This window comes from Terrimicrobium sacchariphilum (genome assembly GCF_001613545.1).
Taxonomy (GTDB): domain Bacteria; phylum Verrucomicrobiota; class Verrucomicrobiia; order Chthoniobacterales; family Terrimicrobiaceae; genus Terrimicrobium; species Terrimicrobium sacchariphilum.
In genome coordinates this window covers 2587068-2603296 of sequence record NZ_BDCO01000002.1, presented here as the reverse complement: position 1 = coordinate 2603296, position 16229 = coordinate 2587068, and the positions used below count along the sequence as shown (strand labels likewise).

Annotated in this window: 18 protein-coding genes; 8 read left to right on the top strand and 10 right to left on the bottom strand. The window is 57.7% G+C overall.

Translation table 11 applies throughout. The features are described from left to right. Positions 1-40: 40 nt before the first annotated feature. On the top strand, positions 41-430 hold the full coding sequence (locus tag TSACC_RS12155; protein ID WP_153811406.1) for a helix-turn-helix domain-containing protein: 390 nt from the start codon (positions 41-43) through the stop codon (positions 428-430). A 46-nt stretch (positions 431-476) separates the two neighbouring features. Beyond that, positions 477-890 (top strand): VOC family protein, encoded by a 414-nt coding sequence (locus tag TSACC_RS12150; protein ID WP_075079541.1) that lies wholly within the window; start codon positions 477-479, stop codon positions 888-890. 499 nt (positions 891-1389) lie between these two features. On the opposite strand, the gene TSACC_RS12140 is transcribed toward TSACC_RS12150, so the two are convergent. Further along, a complete protein-coding gene (locus TSACC_RS12140; protein ID WP_075079539.1) occupies positions 1390-2001 on the bottom strand; it encodes an HNH endonuclease in 612 nt (203 codons plus the stop codon). A gap of 234 nt (positions 2002-2235) precedes the next feature. On the opposite strand from TSACC_RS12140, the gene TSACC_RS12135 reads away from it, so the two are divergent. The 5 genes from TSACC_RS12135 to TSACC_RS12115 are packed head-to-tail and all read left to right on the top strand — an operon-like array spanning position 2236 to position 5662. Then, complete coding sequence (locus TSACC_RS12135; protein WP_075079538.1) at positions 2236-2454, top strand: DNA-directed RNA polymerase subunit omega; 219 nt, start codon at positions 2236-2238, stop codon at positions 2452-2454. Between the two features lie 24 nt (positions 2455-2478). After that, the gene (gene smpB, locus TSACC_RS12130) at positions 2479-2937 is read left to right on the top strand and encodes an SsrA-binding protein SmpB (RefSeq protein WP_075079537.1); all 459 of its coding nucleotides are present in this window, start codon (positions 2479-2481) and stop codon (positions 2935-2937) included. Between the two features lie 44 nt (positions 2938-2981). Further along, positions 2982-3584, top strand: coding sequence for a LemA family protein (locus TSACC_RS12125; protein ID WP_075079536.1), 603 nt, complete (start codon positions 2982-2984; stop codon positions 3582-3584). After that, positions 3581-5080, top strand: a complete 1500-nt coding sequence (trpE, locus tag TSACC_RS12120; protein ID WP_174548592.1) for an anthranilate synthase component I — start codon at positions 3581-3583, stop codon at positions 5078-5080. Before TSACC_RS12125 ends, trpE begins: the two co-directional genes overlap by 4 nt. An 18-nt stretch (positions 5081-5098) precedes the next feature. Further along, the gene (locus TSACC_RS12115) at positions 5099-5662 is read left to right on the top strand and encodes an anthranilate synthase component II (protein ID WP_075079535.1); all 564 of its coding nucleotides are present in this window, start codon (positions 5099-5101) and stop codon (positions 5660-5662) included. Between the two features lie 4 nt (positions 5663-5666). Here TSACC_RS12115 and TSACC_RS12110 read toward each other — a convergent pair whose 3' ends face one another. The 4 genes from TSACC_RS12110 to TSACC_RS12095 are packed head-to-tail and all read right to left on the bottom strand — an operon-like array spanning position 5667 to position 9602. After that, a complete protein-coding gene (locus TSACC_RS12110) occupies positions 5667-6746 on the bottom strand; it encodes a lipocalin-like domain-containing protein (RefSeq protein ID WP_075079534.1) in 1080 nt (359 codons plus the stop codon). Beyond that, positions 6747-7877, bottom strand: a complete 1131-nt coding sequence (locus tag TSACC_RS12105; RefSeq protein WP_084400424.1) for a glycoside hydrolase family 10-like protein — start codon at positions 7875-7877, stop codon at positions 6747-6749. Positions 7878-7884: 7 nt separating this feature from the next. Continuing rightward, complete coding sequence (locus tag TSACC_RS12100) at positions 7885-8691, bottom strand: TIGR03943 family putative permease subunit (protein WP_075079532.1); 807 nt, start codon at positions 8689-8691, stop codon at positions 7885-7887. Continuing rightward, positions 8688-9602 (bottom strand): permease, encoded by a 915-nt coding sequence (locus TSACC_RS12095; protein ID WP_169809624.1) that lies wholly within the window; start codon positions 9600-9602, stop codon positions 8688-8690. Before TSACC_RS12095 ends, TSACC_RS12100 begins: the two co-directional genes overlap by 4 nt. Before the next feature lie 135 nt (positions 9603-9737). Between TSACC_RS12095 and TSACC_RS12090 the strand changes: the two genes are divergently transcribed. Beyond that, the gene (locus TSACC_RS12090) at positions 9738-10577 is read left to right on the top strand and encodes a metallophosphoesterase (RefSeq protein WP_084400423.1); all 840 of its coding nucleotides are present in this window, start codon (positions 9738-9740) and stop codon (positions 10575-10577) included. 6 nt (positions 10578-10583) lie between these two features. Here TSACC_RS12090 and TSACC_RS12085 read toward each other — a convergent pair whose 3' ends face one another. Genes TSACC_RS12085 through TSACC_RS12065 form a run of 5 tightly spaced genes read right to left on the bottom strand, consistent with a single transcriptional unit; the run spans position 10584 to position 16091 of the window. Then, the gene (locus TSACC_RS12085; protein WP_075079530.1) at positions 10584-11315 is read right to left on the bottom strand and encodes a phosphoadenylyl-sulfate reductase; all 732 of its coding nucleotides are present in this window, start codon (positions 11313-11315) and stop codon (positions 10584-10586) included. A 50-nt stretch (positions 11316-11365) separates the two neighbouring features. Further along, a complete protein-coding gene (gene tkt, locus TSACC_RS12080; protein ID WP_075079529.1) occupies positions 11366-13348 on the bottom strand; it encodes a transketolase in 1983 nt (660 codons plus the stop codon). A 52-nt stretch (positions 13349-13400) separates the two neighbouring features. Continuing rightward, positions 13401-13952, bottom strand: coding sequence for an NADPH-dependent FMN reductase (locus TSACC_RS12075; protein WP_075079528.1), 552 nt, complete (start codon positions 13950-13952; stop codon positions 13401-13403). A 31-nt stretch (positions 13953-13983) separates the two neighbouring features. After that, positions 13984-14610: a helix-turn-helix transcriptional regulator gene (locus TSACC_RS12070; RefSeq protein WP_075079527.1), complete on the bottom strand. Its 627-nt coding sequence runs from the start codon at positions 14608-14610 to the stop codon at positions 13984-13986. A gap of 35 nt (positions 14611-14645) precedes the next feature. Further along, positions 14646-16091: a trypsin-like peptidase domain-containing protein gene (locus tag TSACC_RS12065; protein ID WP_169809623.1), complete on the bottom strand. Its 1446-nt coding sequence runs from the start codon at positions 16089-16091 to the stop codon at positions 14646-14648. Between the last annotated feature and the right edge of the window lie 138 nt (positions 16092-16229).

Here is a 16229-nt window from a genome sequence, read left to right as displayed (position 1 = left end):
ATTTCTTGTACGCTGAAGCGCGAACGTGCAGTTTCTGCACATGAGTACACGCACCTTGGGCGACAAGCTCAAAGAACTCCGCCAAGCCAGAAAACTCTCCATGCGAGCACTCGCAGAACGAACCGGCTTAAAATCTCCGGCGTTCATTGCCGATGTGGAGCGTGGATTCCGCCAACCTTCCTCTGAAGCACTAGCCACTTGGGCCACCGCCCTGGAGGTGCCCCTTGATGAACTTCTCGCCTTTGATCGACGTCCGCCTGTACGCGAACTAAAGAACTTAATTGCTAAAAACTCCTCTTGGGCATCAGCCCTGCGCCGTCTGGCAGCGGAAGGAATGTCCGGAAAAGTGACTCCAGCGACCCTCCAGCAGTTTCTCAATCAAGAGCCACAAAAGCCCGGACTCCAAAAGGCTTTCGATCTCGGAATCTGATATATCAAATATTAGTAAATAAAATTATTAATATATTTATTATAATATGGTTACAGGAATTGCTCATATCTGCATTCTTTCCCGCGATCTTGCGGCTACCGAAAAGTTCTATGTTGAGATTCTCGGAATGAGAAAGAAGTTCGATTTCCTGCGCAGCGGGCAAAGAATAGGCTTCTATTTAGAGGTAGGGGCCAATCAATTTATCGAGGTCTTTCAGAAGTCAGATCGAGAAATTCCGCATTCCAGCGCAATTACGCATTTCTGCTTACAGGTGAACGACATTCAGGCTGTCAGTCACCATCTGCATAAACACCAGATCGATCATCAAGCACCCAAACTCGGTGCCGATCAGAGCTGGCAAGTTTGGTGCAACGACCCCGATGGCATAGCCATCGAACTCCATCAATACACGGCCCTTAGTTCCCAGTTTACTGGTAAGGACTGCCAGGTAAACTGGTAGCTTGCCCCCTCTCGCGGGGAGAAGACCGCTGACAATCTTCTGTTCGCCCTTAAGCGTACGTCGCTAGCCAATCCCTGGCCTTGAGATAACTCTGTCTTTCCAGAAAGTGCTTCAGCCGGGGATCTGCATTTGGCGGAAGCTGTTTCGCCAATTCCTCCAATCGGGCGCTCGCAGCCTTCAGCTTTTCCAGATGGGCATGAGGATCTGCATCGCGCAGGGAATGATCCGCCACAACCGCAAGCCGAGCCTCAAGAGCATCGCGAAGAGCCTTATACATTCTGGAATGATGTCACACTTCAAGCCTCGCACAAGGAGAACCCTCCAGGGAGACCTCGCATCCCCATCTGTCTTTTAGCCTTCCATCAAGACAGGAAGTCGCCCGAAATACGTACAGGATCCTGATCAGAAAATCGCGCTACCTGGATGGCTGAATATCTTGGGAAAATCATGCCGGGATCGCCACGACCTCCTCCAGCCCAAGCCTGAACGTGGCGTTCAGTCAGTCGCCTAATTCGACATTCCAGTAAGCGAGATCGAGGAAGTGCTTCCAGCTATCATGCGGATGATTACTGATAGAGACATTCACAAAGGGACGCCATTTCGGTCGCTTCGGCTTACGAATAAGAAGCATTCCTGCCTCGTGCGGGAGGCGATTTCCCTTCTTCGTGTTACACGGAATACAGGAACACACGATGTTCTCCCAGGTCGTCTGCCCTCCCCGATCACGAGGAAGAACGTGATCCAGGTTGAGATCCACACGATCAAAGACTTTTCCGCAATACTGACAGGTATTCTTATCCCGCTCAAAGACGTTGTGCCGGGTAAACTTGACCTCCTTCTTCGGCAAACGCTCAAAGATGAGCAGCACGATCACGCGAGGAATGCGGATGCTGAACGAGATCGTCCGCACCATTTCCTTCTCGGGGTGCGACTGGGAGATATCCCACCAGCTCCGATAATCATGGGTTGCAAAGTTCTTTCCATCCTCGGCCGAGACAACTTGAGCCTGGCCTTGGTACAACAAGGTGAAAGCTCGACGGACGGAACAGGTATTAACCGCTTGCCACAAGCGGTTGAGCACAAGCACGGGTTGTTCGAGAACTGACTCCATATATTGCGGTCAACTCGCGGAACAGCACGGGGGAAGTCCCGCGGAATTCGCGGAAACTATCACCGTCCTCTTTATCGTGTCAATGGCAGTGAATAGATTGTGAATAACTTGTAACAGACCCGGCCATCCCTCGCCGTGGAGTCGAATCGAAAAAGATGCCTTTTCCATTGACAAAGCGCGCCGCTCCGCTACGTGTAAACGTTCCGCTCGACTTGTCGACCGGGTTCATTACCTATGAACAGCATTTTCATCGAAGAAGCCTCCAAAGTAGCTACCGACCCTCAAGTATTGATCAACATGGTCTCCAAGCGCGTGCGTCAGCTCAGCGCGGGGAGCCGCCCGATGGTTTCGGTGGAGGGCCGCATGGGTCTCGCCGACATCGCGCTCGCCGAGATCGCCCAGGGGCGCTTGGTGGTTTCAAAGCCAGAGAACGGCGAGGAGCCGCAGGAATAGTTTCAATTCCTGCGCGGGCTGATCATGTCCGCTGAAATTGTCGTCAATCGCAAGGCGTTCCGGGATTACCATATCCTGGAAAAGCTCGAGGCTGGCATCGAACTGAAGGGCACCGAGGTCAAATCCATTCGCCTTGGCCATGTCAACCTGCAGGGCGCTTTCGCGCGTCTGGATGGCGGGGAGATCTTTCTCTACGATAGCGATATCCAGCCCTATCTGCGAGCCAGTCACGAACAGCACGAGCCCAAGCGTCGCCGCCGCCTTCTCCTTCATCGACTGGAGATCGACAAGGTGGCTGGTGCCATCGAGCAGGCGGGTCGCACTCTCGTCGCCCTCCGCATGTATTGGAAGAAGGGCCGCGTGAAAGTCGAACTCGGTCTCGGCAAGGGTAAGCAGGACGTCGACAAGCGCGCCGATCTGAAAAAGCGCGTGCAGGAACGCGAGATCGACCGGGTGCTGGCAGGTATTCAGCGGAAGCGCTGATTTTCCATTGCGCACGGCCTCAGGCACGGGCACTCTTTTTCATCATGGCAACGGCATTGATCCTCCTCCTCGTACTCGTCGGCGGCGCTGTCCTGATCGGCTTGTTTGCGATCGGCATCTACAACTCGCTCGTCGCTCTCCGCAATCGCTATAAGAACGCCTTTGCCCAGATCGACGTGCAACTGAAGCGCCGTTATGACCTGATCCCGAATCTGGTCGAAACTGCCAAGGGCTACATCAAGCATGAACGGGAAACCCTCGAGGCCGTCGTCGCCGCCCGTAACTCTGCCACCAGCGCCGGGTCGAAAGCCGCGGCGAATCCAGGCGATCCTCAGTCGATGAAGGAACTCGCCGGAGCCGAGAGCGGCCTCACCGGCGCGCTCGGCCGCCTCTTTGCCGTGGCCGAGGCCTACCCGGACCTGAAGGCGAACCAGAACATGATGCAGCTCACTGAGGAACTCACCTCGACCGAGAACAAGATTTCCTTTGCCCGTCAGGCGTACAACGATTCCGTCATGGCCTACAACACCAAGCGGGAGGTTTTTCCCTCCAGCATCGTGGCCGGCATGTTCAACTTCGCGCCGGCCGAGTTGTTCCAGATCGAAAATCCGGCGGAGAAAGAAGCTCCGAAGGTATCCTTTTCATGATTCCCGTTAGCCCGTCCCGCTCTGAATTCGCGGAGCAGGCGGCCTCGGCCAACGTCGTACCAGTTTGGACGGAGATCGTTGCCGATGGCGACACGCCTGTATCCGCCTTTGCCAAGATCGGCAAGGAAGCCCCATCGTTCCTCCTGGAATCTGCCGAGCAGAATGATCAGGTCGGCCGGTATTCATTCCTCGGTTTCGGCGCACGCCTCACCATTTCCGCCCGCGATAAGGTCGTGACGGTGGTGGAGAATGGCGAGTCGCGCACTTACACCTCCGAGCGCGATCCCCTCGCCGATCTGGAAGAAATCATGGGCCGCTATCGCACCGTACCCGGCGTGAACATTCCGGGCTTCTATGGTGGTGCCGTGGGTTATCTCGGGTACGACTGCGTACGCTGGTTTGAACCCACCATCCCGGCTCCGCCGAAAGATGAACTGGGTGTACCGGACATGTTTTTCATGCTTCCGCAGAGCATCCTGATTTTCCATCATCGCCAGCGCCGCCTACGCATCGTGGCCAACGCCTTCATCGGCCAGGCCGGAGCAGACGCCGCCTATGATGCTGCCGTGAAGCAGATCGAGGGGATCATCGCCCGCCTGCAGGAGAGCGTTTCCTTCGACCCGATCTACACCGCGGACGAGCCGCCCAAGGGCGAAGCCACCAGCAACACCACTCGCGAGCAATATTACGAGATGGTCGACCGGGCCGAGGAGTACATCCGCGCCGGGGACATCTTCCAGATGGTGCCTGCCCAGCGGTTTGAGACGGAGTTCAAGGGCGACGCGCTGGATCTCTATCGTACGCTGCGTTTCGTCAATCCCTCGCCCTACATGTTCTGCCTGCGTTTCCCCGAGGGCTACGCTCTCGTCGGCAGTTCGCCCGAGGTGCACGTCCGCCTCACCGACGATCTCGTCGAAATCCGCCCGATCGCTGGCACGCGCCGCCGCGGCCAGACCGAGCAGGAAGACCTCGCGAATGCGGAAGACCTGCTGGCTGATCCAAAGGAGCGCGCTGAGCATCTTATGCTGGTCGACCTGGCCCGCAACGACGTCGGCCGCATCGCGGAGTATGGCTCCGTGCGCGTGACGGACTTCATGACGATCGAGCGCTACAGCCACGTCATGCACATCGTTTCCCATGTCTCGGGCAAGCTCGCCGGAGGCCGCACCGCCTACGATGTGATGCGAGCCACCTTCCCGGCGGGAACCGTCTCGGGTTCGCCCAAGGTCCGCGCCATGCAGGTGATCAACGAGCTGGAGCAAAGCAAGCGCTGCACCTACGCCGGCGCCGTCGGGTACTTCACTTACGGCGGCAATCTCGACTCCTGCATCGCCCTGCGCACCGTCCTCTTGAAAAACGGCAAAGCCTATGTGCAGGCAGGCGGCGGCGTCGTCGCCGACTCGACCCCCGACGGCGAATACCAGGAAAGCGTGAACAAGGCCATGGCCGCCATGCGCGCCATCGACCGCGCCCGCAGTTTGATCCAAAAGGATTGATCGACTAGATTTCTCACCATGCTCCTCGTCATCGATAACTACGATTCCTTCACCTACAACCTCGTGCAATATTTCGGGGAGTTGGGAGAAGACCCCGTGGTACGCCGCAACGACGAAATCACCATCGAGGAAATCGCAGCGATGAACCCCGATCGCATCGTGGTTTCGCCCGGTCCCTGCACTCCGACGGAAGCCGGGATCAGTTGTGCGGTCATCGAGGAGTTTGGCCCGAAGAAACCCATTCTCGGCGTCTGCCTCGGGCATCAGAGCATCGGGCAGGTTTATGGCGGCGACGTCGTCCGCGCCGGACGGCTCATGCACGGCAAGACCTCCCCCATCCTGCATCATGGCGAGAATGTCTTTGCCGGTCTTCCCTCACCCTTCGAAGCGACTCGTTATCACTCGCTGCTGGTGAAGCGCGAGACCCTGCCGGAGTGCCTCAAGATCACGGCCGAAACCGCCGAGGGTGAAATCATGGGCCTCGCTCACAAGGAGTATCCTGTGTACGGCGTCCAGTTTCACCCCGAGAGCATCCTGACCTCGGAAGGCAAGCGGCTGCTCGGCAATTTCCTGACGCTTTAGGAGATTACTTCTCCTCCTGCATCCCGACGACCTTGCTCGCGTAGCCGGTCATCTCGAGATAGCCCCTGCCCAAGATCGGTTTTCCGTCGCGTTCTCCGGACACGCGAATCGCCCCTTCCCAATAGCGAATGGGATCAAGGTTGAGCTCCTGGTTCTCGGTTGCCGCGCGCACCGTGGCGACAAAGTTCCGGCCCGGGATTTCCAACCTCCACTCCACCGGATAGCGGGCGGCGCTTTTCGGTGCCTGCCACCACCGGACCGGGGTCAGGCTGAAATCACTGTCAGGTATCGCCTCTCCCTTACCATCAGCAGCGACCCACGTCCCTCCGGAATACGGATCACGCCCGCCCTTTTTCAGGCGCAGTTGAAAGAGCATGAGTTCTGTATTGTCGTCAAACTGCACACTGAACCAGTCCCATCCCTCCTGATCCGCCCCGAGCTGGTTGGTGGCCCATTCGTGGTCGAACCACGAGAGCCCGGTCACCGGGTACGTCTTCCCTCCGGAGGTGATCTGTCCGGTGGTCTTTAATCGAGTAAACGAATAATAGTGCGACGCCCTCCCCGCGCCCTCCGCTTTTTGACTCACCCCGTCCTTGCCATGAATGACGGGCGGTTTCTGTGGCAGCAAGGTTAAGTCAATACTCACATCACCCTTCTCCGCCTGGATGCGAAACCCCTCACCCGATCGCTCACAACGCCAGCCGTCGATCCATGCCACACTGTCGCCTTCATCAAATCCCGCCTCTCCATAAGCACCACGGGCAAGCTTCTGGGAAAAACTGAACCGGGGTGTCTTCAGATCACTCAGGGCAAAATGCGCCAGCTTGAGGTCTCGGGTGACGAAGCGTGATTCGGCCTTGCTATCGTCGGGGCTTACCCCCTGGCGAAAAAAAGTGAGCTGATATCCAAACTCGCGTCCGTCGGCGGTTGAGACGTTCCCAGTGAAGTACCACCACTCGGTCTTGAAACCGGGATGGTTCCCATGGTCGCGAGGGAACTGATACTCCCACCCCGGCAGCGCCAGTTTCCACTCGCCACAGGCGACGGCGAGTGAGGCAAACAGGAGGAGGATTATTCGCGTCATCTAGGAGGATACGACTCCCGAGACTCCCTTGGTGTTATTTTGGAGAGCTTTGATGTTCCAAAAGATCACACCGCCGCCATTCCGCGGCCCGGTGGCTTTTTCGATCTGCAACTGGCGACCGATCTCCGAAGCGGGCCAGCCGTGCGTCGTCAGGCGATCCACGGCGATGCCGGGATAGATCGGCACGCCGGCGGGGTTCACCTGCGGACTCCGCCACCAGCGCAGCAGGGTGGAAAAGCTCTGCGGTCCCCCATCCTTCCAGTAAAGCTGCGGCGCAAGATAGTCGATCCAGCCTGAGCGCATCCATTTCAGCGGATCGCCGTAAAGCTGGTTAAACTGGTCCACTCCGGCGACGATTCCCGCAGGCACGCCGGGTTGAAAAATGCCGAACGGGCTGACGCCAAACTTTACCCCGCTGCGCGTGGCATGGACCGTTTCACCGACCCGGCGAATCAGTGTATTGACGTTTTCCCGGCGCCATTCGGATTTCGACAGCGAACCTCCCCGAGCACGGTAGGCGGCATACGTCGCGTCGTCCGGGAAGGGATAAACCGCGCCGCTGTCGGTCGGATACGGGTAAAAGTAATCGTCAAAATGCACGCCATCGAGGTCGTACCGCGACACGAGATCCTTCACCACGGCGACAATCTGGTCCTGCACCGCCGGAGCACCTGGGTCCATCCAGAGCACATTGCCCACGCGGTAGGTATATTGGGGGAACTTTTTCGTGATGGAATTGGCCGCGCGAGGCTGTGATGCATTGGCTGCTCCGCGATAGGGATTCAACCAGGCGTGAACCTGGATGCCTCTTTTCTTGGCTTCGGAGATCAGGAAAGCCAGCGGATCGTAGCCCGGCGACGCACCCTGGGTTCCCGTGAGATAGCGACTCCACGGTTCGATCTTGGAAGCATACAATGCATCGCTCTCGGGCCTCGCCTGAAAGAGAACGGCATTCACCCGATTACGCTTGGCCGCATCGAGCAGCCGAATGATCTGCGCCTTCTGTGCTTCCGCAGAGAGTCCCGGCTCGGACGGGAAGTTGATATTATGCACCGTGGCGATCCAGGCGCCGCGAAACTCGGCGAAGGCAAGGGCTGGCAACAACAGCAGGAGGGCAAGGAGACGTTTCATGGAAATCTTAATAAATCATGGCTTCTTCTGGAGGATCACTGGGTTTGACGGTCTTGGCGACCACCAAGGGAATGACTCGGCCCCCTTCCACCGGGAAAGTCGCCGTACCCACGACGCGCACCCAGCTCATTTCCTCCATCTTGACTGCCGGGTCCATCTGGACGGTCACGGCAGTGGGTCGCGCATCGGCGGCACAACACACCATGTACATGCGCACGAGTGAAAAGCGGTCGCCCTTGGCGTTATTGGATTTCGCAGGCATGAACTGCCCGATCATCTCGACCTCTTTATTTTCAAAATCGGCCCGCAAGGATTTCTCCTCTGCCGCATAGATCAGGTCGATAGTCTCGGCGCGAATCTGCCCGTCGGCATTGCGCGGCATATACGGATTGGTCGCAATGTCCTGCCCGGGCGTTCCATCCTGTGTCGGCAAGGCTGGCTCCACCGGTGGCTTGTAGCCCGGCAACGAATTGGCATCACTGACCAACCCCCGGTTCAGTACCGTCGATGCGCTGAATTGACTGGGCGAAACAATCGTGGCCAGCACGAGCGGAATCGTCAGGACAACTCCGCTGAAGATCGTTCCTCCCAAGCCTTTCGCCAGCGAAGGTGCGTCGCCGCTCGTAACCGTCGACGGCGAAAACCACACAATCACCGACAGGATCAACAACATCAGGCCCGCAGCCAAGGTCCATGGCTGAAACGTGGGGCTAAGGTATGCCGAGACCCGTCCTGAAGAATAAAAATAGGTGAGCAATATCCCCCACACGATAAGGATGCCCGACGTAATACCTCGTTGAATCAACGCCGTCATAAATGAACCACGGTTAACCGCACACAGATGAGTCCCACCAAAACGAAAAGTCCCACAGCGAGACCGAGGACAAACCGTTTCTTAAAGACCGCGCTATAGATGAATAGCAGCTTGAGATCGACCATCGGGCCAAACACAAGAAACGCAAGTTTGGCCACCATGGGAAAAGTGGTGAAAGTCGCCGCAATAAAGGCGTCCGATGTGCTGCAAAGCGAAAGGATGACCGCAAGTCCCATCAGCGAGAAGGTCGCGAGCCAGTCATTCAGAGCCAGCGGCAGGATATATTCCTGGTTCACTCCCGTGCTGAAGCAGGCGGAAATCGCCACGCCAAAGACGAAGTACACCATCACATCCAAAAAATCCGACACGCTGACTCTCACTGCACGAGCCATGCGCACCAGCATCGGCCCGCTACGCTCTCCTTCCAAAGCAGGCTGGAGCACCTTGGCGGCGACATCGTCCCTCAACACCGATCTGATCGACATCTGATGCACCGCACCCGCTGCGATGATGGCCACTAAATACCCGACGCCGAGCCGCAGCCCCGTCATTTCCACCGCAGATTGACCGCTGAATGCCGCCAGCGTACTGAGGATGACGACGGGATTTACGATCGGTGACGCCAGCATGTAGGCAATCGCATTTGAAAGCGGCAATCCCTTGGAGAGAAGCCGCCGGATCACCGGCACGACGCCGCACTCGCACATGGGAAAAATGAGGCCCAACCCGGCGCTCGTCGCGATACCGAGGAAGGCATTCCTGGGTAGGAATCGTAGCATGGTGCGGGCAGGGAGAAACTCCTCGATCACCCCGGATAACAACGCCCCCAACAAGAGAAACGGCACCCCCTCCAGCAGGATACTCAGGAATGCGAAGGCAAAATCCGGGAGGCTGAACCTGAAGAAACTCATCACAGATAAGACAAGAGGATAGAACCCGGGTTCGGGGATTTTTCCAGTTGTTTCGACAATTTTCCGCATTTCCTCCGCCTGCTCGCGCCGGGAAAGATCAATCATTTCTCGCCTTCACAGCCATCTTTCATAAAAATGTCCGACCTGATGCAGGTGGTTTCGCGCCGCAAATTTGTAGGACAGCTTTTGGGAGTGACCGCAGTGACGGCTTTCGCCGGGTATCCCGTGTGGGAGACTCGCCACCTTGTCATCAACCGACTGAGGGTAGGCCTTCCCAGCCTGCCGTCATCGCTCAGCGGCCTGAAGATTGCGTTCCTGGCCGATATTCACGTGGGTCCATTTCTCTCCAGCCAGTACCTCCGCAGGGTGGTAAATCAGGTTAACTCCCTCGGAGTCGACTTGATCCTGCTGGGGGGCGATTACGTCCACCGCGAAGGAAGGTATGTCGCGTCGACCGCTGCCGAACTCGCTCGCCTGTCAGCACCTCTCGGCGTGTTTTCCGTCCTCGGCAATCATGACTACTACGCCGGCCGCGAATTGACGCTGGCCGAACTCGCCAGAAATGGCCTGCCGTGTCTGGTAAATAGCGGACTGAGAATCACCCGGGGAACCGACAGTCTCTGGCTCGGTGGGGTCGATGACCTTTGCCGAGGGACTCCCTCCCCGGAGCTCGCGTTGAGCGGAGTGCGGTCCGGCGAGACAGCCATCCTGCTATCTCACTGTCCCGATGTCGCAGAAACACTGAAAGATGACCGCGTCAGCCTGATGCTCTCCGGACACACCCATGGCGGACAAATCCGTCTTCCCTTTATCGGTAGCCCTATCATCCCGTCCCGGTATGGGCAAAAATATGCCAGCGGACTGGTGCAGGCTCCCAAGACCCAGTGTTTCGTCACCCGGGGAGTCGGCACGATCTTCCCTCCGGTTCGCCTGAATTGCCCCCCGGAGATCGCCGTTATTACTCTGACCACCTAGGAGGCTCTAGATCGACTCGCCCAAGAAGGTGTGGATACCGCACTCGGTTTTGTCAAATCCGGTCCACCGCCCTGCGCGTTCATCCTGCCCCTCAGATATGGGCCGGGTGCAGGGAATGCAGCCGATCGAGCGATACCCTCGTGCCGTCAGTGCGTTCGAGGGTATCCCATGCTCGCGCATATAGGCCTGTACAGCATCGCGGCTCCAGTTTGCCATCGGGTTGAGCTTGATGATGTGCCGATCGCGGAGGACGTCAAAATTGTAAACTTCAATAATTTGCGTCTTTTGTCGGACGTCCGACTGCTGGCGACGCAGGCCGGTGATCCAAACCTCCAAGGTGGAAAGCTTGGCCTGCAGCGGAACCACCTTGCGCAGTGTGCAGCAGAGATCTGGCTTGTGATTCCAAAGCTCCGGGCCAAGTTCCGACGCTTGTTGATCGAGAGTTTGTTCGGGTACCAGTGACTCGATGGTGATTCCCAGGCGGGCTTCGATCTTCGCTTTCAGCTCCAATGTTTCTGGGAACAAAAGTCCCGTATCGATGGTGAAAACCGGAAAGCGGCAGCCCTGGGAATAGGCAACATCCATCGCAACCAAGCCAGCTCCCTGAAAACTCGTTCCGATCGCCGCCTTTTCGCCGAAAATATCCCAGCACCAGCGGAGAATCTCAGGCAACGCAGCATTTTCGAACTCCGCAGATTGTCTACGGAGTTCTTCCAGATCGAAACCAGCTAACGACATATGGTTACTAATATCGACCAATTCAGTCGATTAGCAACTCAGAACCGCTACTACAGCGACTTGGCCGCCTCGACGACCTTGGCCGCAGTCATGCCGAGCAACTCCATCACCGTCGCGCCCGGGGCGCTGAGTCCGAAGCGATCGATGGCGACCGTCTTGCCGTCCAAGCCGACGTACTTGAACCAGGGCTGGGAAATACCTGCCTCGATCGAAACGCGCTTGCGAACGGCCTTAGGTAGCACGCTCTCCTTGTACTCGTCACTCTGTGCATCGAAGCGAGAGAACGACGGGAGAGACACCACTCGAGTGCCGGCGCCGAGTTCATCAGCCGCCTTGAGGGCGTGTTGTAGCTCACTACCTGTGGAAAGAAGGATGTACTCGAGCTCAGCGGTCTCCTTGCGGGCGATATAACCGCCCTTGAGCACGCCTTCACGGCGTGTTTTGACCGGGATCTCGTTGAGCGTCGGCAGATTCTGGCGAGAGAGGATCAGCATCGTCGGGCCATGGAGATTCTCAAAGGCCGCAGCAAAGGCACCGGCGGTTTCCTCCGGATCAGCCGGACGGATGACGTCAAGGCCAGGGATGGCACGCAGGGCGGCGACAGTCTCAACCGGCTCGTGGGTCGGTCCGTCCTCACCCACGCCGACCGAGTCGTGCGTGAAGATGTAGACAACCGGGAGCTTCGACAGCGCTGCGACACGGATCGACGGACGACCGTAATCGCTGAAAACGAGGAAGGTTGCACCGCTCGGACGGAAGATGCCGTCGTAGGCGATGCCGTTGAGCAGACCGCACATGGCGTGCTCGCGGATGCCGAAATGCAGGTTACGGCCTTCGCGATTCTGGCGGCTGAAGTCCCCGCCGTCCTTGATGTAGTTCAAGGTCGAGCCATGAAGGTCGGCGCTGCCGGAGATGACGAGTGGCATCGCCTGAGCAATTGGCTGGAGCACGTCGCTGCCCGCCTTGCGCGTGGCAATGTTCGAAGCCGGATCAAACTCGGGAATAACCGAGAGGAGGTCAGGGGTCTTGCCTTCCAGCGCGGCGTCGAGCTGGGCAGCGAGATCCTTGTTGCCTTCGCGCCAGGCTTCGTAGGTCTTCACCCATTCGTTGTAGGCCGCCTTGCGGGTTTCCTTGAGTTGGGCGAAATAGGTGCGGGTCTCTTCGGCGACGAAGAAGCTGCCCTCCGGCAGTCCGAGTCCCTTGCGGGCTTCGGCAATGAACTTCACGCCAGCCTCGCCGTGCGCCTTGTTCGTACCGGAAACCTCCGGGATGCCCTTACCGATGAGCGTCTTGGCCACGATGAACTGCGGCTTGCCGCTCGTGGCTGCCTTGGCTTTTTCGAAAGTCTCGAGGATCTCCAGGAAATTGTGGCCGTCGATCTCATAGACGTCCCACCCATATGCACGGTATTTGGCAGCGGTGTCTTCGCTCTGCGACACCGGGGCGAGCGCATCCAGCGTGACGTTGTTGGAATCGTAGAAAAGAATCAGGTTGTCGAGGCCGAGGTGCGCGGCGAGAGCCGAGGCTTCCTGCGCCACACCTTCCTGCAAGCAGCCGTCACCCGCGAGAACAACGACATGATGATCGAAAATCTTGTGCTCGCCGGTGTTGAAATGCGCCTCGCACATCTTCGCTGAAATGGCATAGCCGAGACCATTCGACACACCCTGCCCGAGCGGGCCGGTGGTCGACTCGACACCCGGAGTTTCATGAAACTCGGGATGGCCGGGCGTGATGCTGTGCAACTTGCGGAAGCTCTTCACGTCCTCGAGCGACACGCCGAAACCGGCGAGATGCAGCCAGGAATAAAGGAACATGCTGCCGTGGCCAGCGGAGAGAATGAAGCGATCTCGATTCAGCCAGCGCGGCTCATCGGGATTGATGCTCAAGGCGTGGCCATAGAGAACGGCGCCGATCTCAGCAGCCCCGAGAGGAAGACCGAGGTGACCAGATTTACAGGCCGCCACGGCATCCATGGCAAGACCTCTGGCGTCACGTGCGGCGATTTCAAGGGCGGGGATATTCAGACTCATAAAGGAAAACCGAGAAAAACCTGTGGGTGTTGGGTTGGCAAGGACTATCCGCTTAGGAATTGGGCTTCAAAGCGTGGACAAATTTCACGAACCCCTCCGCCTGTGTCCGCAGACGGCCCAGCAGATCTTCATTGCCCAAACGACCTTCCGGTGTCACATGGGACCCGATCGAGGGCATAAAGACCCGCTCCGGGTATAGATACGCATTGCGATACCCAAAGATGGCCTGCAGATGCTCGACAGGCCGCAAAGCACCCCACATTCCTGCCGCCACACCCGTAAAGCAGACAGGGCGCCTCTCAAAGCTCTCCGGGAAGGGCAGCATGTCGATGAAGTACTTCAGCACACCAGGAAACCCGCCATTGTACTCCGGCGTAACAACATGCACGCCTGAGCTGGAAAGAATCGCCTCGCTGAATGGAGTAAACCCGGACGGTTTATTCGCATAGCTCGCCGGGAGAAAAACCTCCGGCGGCAGAGCAGCCAGGTCCACGATCACTGTTGGCTCTCCCAGACTGCGATAAATCGCATCGAGGTGAGTGACGATTTTAAAGGTGTTGCTGCCCGGACGGTTCGTGCCTGAGATAATGGCGATTTTGGACATGGCCGACACCTTGCACCAATTCCGTCATGGATCAACTCAGGACATACACGGTTTGCATACCTGCCCCCGACCCGGTTTGCTCCCGTGTGACAGACTGGCGAAGAACCTTCTGAAACAGGTCCTTCTCCATCGCTGCGATCTCGGGATAGGAATCGACCACCCCCTTTAGGGGATGGTGTCTCTCCACAATACGAAGCGGCTCCTCAAGCACGTTGGCGATGTAGCCCTCTTGATCGCGAATCCTGGCAAATTTTTGCGCTCGCTCCATGGGATCAGTGATATCCCCCAGCTTGGAGACATAACCCTCGGCCAGCTTCTGGTAATGGAGAAAGAGAAGCTTCTCGGGAGTCCCCGCTCCAAAGAGCTTTCGTGCCTGATCGAGCAGGGAAAGCACCACGGCATTGTCCGCCTGCGGAAACAGCGCCTGCGCTTTTTCCGTAAGGCTGTACAATATCTCCGGCCGTCCCACCCCATGGTGGCGCCGAAAAGTCTGAAGGAAACCGTCTTTTTCCAGATCCAGACAGATCTGCTTGGCTCCCATGTAGCTCATCCCCAACTCCCCTGCGAGCTCCCGGACGGTCAACCCCGCACTCCGTTTCAACACATTGATCGCGTTGAGTCGTTGCGTCCGACCGATCTGAGCTAACAGGCGTTGCATGATAGAGGAATGAAACTGAAAGGAGACATCAGGATTCAGGGTTTCAGGATTACGAATGTTTGTTGATTGCGTCTTTCGACCATCATCATGACTCCGCGAGACATATCGGCCTGGCTCAGGATCGAGGAGAGCTCACCTGCGCCATGCACCGGTTTGCCCGCGGCTTCTGTAATAATATCGCCGGAGAGAAGCCCGGCGGTTGCCGCAGAACTGTCTTCCACCACATCTTTTACCAATGCCCCCCCGGAACGTCCCATCCGCCCGCCGGCATCGGAAAGCACCATTCCGTGCAGGTTTTCCGGCTGAGGCTTGATTTCCTTTTTCCTGGGGGCCGGAGGCCTCACCGGCGTCTGCTCGTCTGGCTGCGGATTAAGCACGCTCGGCGGAATGCCGGGTGGCACAGGGTCCGGCAATACAGTGATCTGAGGCGATATCCGGTTCGAGGCCTGAATCATCCGAGAAGGCTGCTCTCCAGTCTTCACCGCAACGACCATTTCCTGTCCGCCCCGGACCAGATCGAGTTTCACCTCCTGACCGACTTTTTTGTTCAAAATCTCGCGCCTCAATTCCCGAGCCTTCGCCACAGGCACCCCGTCAACCTTGGTAATGACATCTCCCGCGCGCAGATCGCTGCCATAGGCCGGCGTATTCGGCCCGATCTCATCGACCAGGACACCGCTCAGGTTCGGAAAATATGCCTTGGCGCGATCATCCTCATCCACCCCGGTAATCACGATCCCCAGCCAGGAGCGGGCAACCTTTCCGGTCGAGATCAGCTGGCTGGCCACGTCCTTGGCCGTATTGATGGGCAGGGCGAAGCCCAGACCGCGATTCATGCCCGCGATCATCGTGTTGATGCCGATCACCTTTCCATCGATGTCGCAGAGCGGACCTCCACTGTTACCCGGGTTGATCGATGCATCCGTCTGGATGTACTCGGCGATGCTCCCGCTGCCGGTTTCCAGATCACCCCGACCCTTGGCGCTGACGATGCCGACCGTAAACGTGTAGGGCAGATCAAAAGGCGCCCCGAGGGCAAAGGCAAACTGCCCCACCTTCACCGTATCACTGTCCCCCAGATCCGCCGCCGGAAGACCCTGCCCATCAATCTTGAGCACCGCCAGGTCGGTGCTTGGATCGATCCCGACGATCTCGGCGTCCAGCTTGCGGCCATCCTTCAGGCTCACCTTGATCTGACCTGCCACGGCCTCATCAACCACATGGAAGTTCGTCAAAATATGGCCCTGCGAGCTGATGATGATTCCCGATCCTTGCTCGGATTCGAGACTCTTCGGAGCGGGTCCCTGCCAGAAGAACTGCAGCCCCTCAGGTAGCCCACTTAGCTGCCTTCCGGGAGCCTTGCCCACCTCGATAATCACAACCGAGGGAGCGACTTTCTCATAAACGCTGGAAAAGGCACCATTAAGAGACTTTGCCAGCGAATCGGATACCGCCGAGTCCTGGGCGGGCAACGTATTCATTGCCAAAACCAGAAATGCCAGAGTCAAACATCTCATGTCGTGAGATTACGACAGGACGGTCGATTTTCAAGGGGTGCGCGTTTATTGTTGCCACGCCCTGCCAAGCTGTGTTTCAACTGGCCTCCGGAGAACGCCTTA